At 62.6% G+C, this 1,051-nt stretch carries 1 protein-coding gene; it reads left to right on the top strand.

Annotation, left to right across the window (positions count from 1 at the left end):
- Positions 1-15 precede the first annotated feature (15 nt).
- A partial coding sequence (locus tag ABZX22_RS45320) for a hypothetical protein (protein ID WP_354923599.1) occupies positions 16-1,051 on the top strand: 1,036 nt, incomplete at its 3' end.

Here is a 1,051-nt window from a genome sequence, read left to right as displayed (position 1 = left end):
GACCGCGAGACGGCGATGGGGTTCTACGCCAAAAACGAGAACGGTGAAGTGGTCGATCTGAAAAAGGGCACCCGCAGCCGGCGCGAAACCTTGGAGCTGGGCGATGAGCAGAAGGAGCGCCTGATGGACTCCATCGTGGAAGCCCACTCGCAGGAGAAATGCATCGAGCGCCTGGTGAACGACTACTTCAAGAATCCAGCGGCGCTGGACGACAAGCTGGTGCTGGCCCACAGCCGGGCCGAGGTCGGCGCTCTCAACGCAGGGATTCGAAAAGGCCTCAAAGAACGCGGCGAGATCGGCACGGATGAGGTGGTGGTGGAGGGGCGCGTCAATGGACGAAAGTTCGATCTGGCCTTGGTAGAGGGAGATCGGGTGATGTTCACAGCCAAACGCAAGGACTTGGGTGTGGTCAATGGCACCCAGGCCACCATCCAATCCATCAAAGCGTCGCGCTCTGGCGGCTACGATATCGTCGGCACCTTGCGTTCGGAGAACCCAAAGGAGAATGGGCGCAAGGTGGTGTGGAACACGCACGAGCACAAGGCGGTGGTCCACGACTACGCGGTGACCGTCCACAAGAGCCAAGGGCAGGGCAAGCGCGAAGTGTTCCACCTTATGAACCTTGGGATGATGGACAACGCCAGTTCGCTGGTGGCCTTTACCCGTTTGACTAAAGGGAGCTACAAGCTGTATGGCACCTACGATGACGTGGAGCAACTCAACACCCGCTTGGGGTTGGAGCGATTGAAGGCGACCGTTCTGGACGCGGGGCTAAAAGACGATCCGCAACGGCCGGTTGTCCAGCGCCTTGGGGCAGCTGCACGCCCCACCGCTCAACGCCCAGCCGCTCAGCGAACGCGCATCCAAGGCAAGCTCGACGCGCTGCTGAAGGAGCACGCGGAACGCCCAAAACCGCAGAGGAGCGAGGGCGAGCGCAAGGCCCGTTGGCTGCTGGAAGTGGCCCCCGACGGGCTCAGCGAGAACCCGGGTTCCAGCAGGCCGCGGGACAGGAGCGCGTCGGTGACGGCGACGCCGAGCCGTCCGGCGAGGT

Origin of the sequence: Nonomuraea sp. NPDC003804 (genome assembly GCF_040610675.1) — a bacterium.
In the GTDB taxonomy this organism is placed as follows: Bacteria; Actinomycetota; Actinomycetes; order Streptosporangiales; family Streptosporangiaceae; genus Nonomuraea.
Note: the sequence above shows the minus strand (reverse complement) of the source record. Positions and strands in the feature narration are given on the sequence as shown.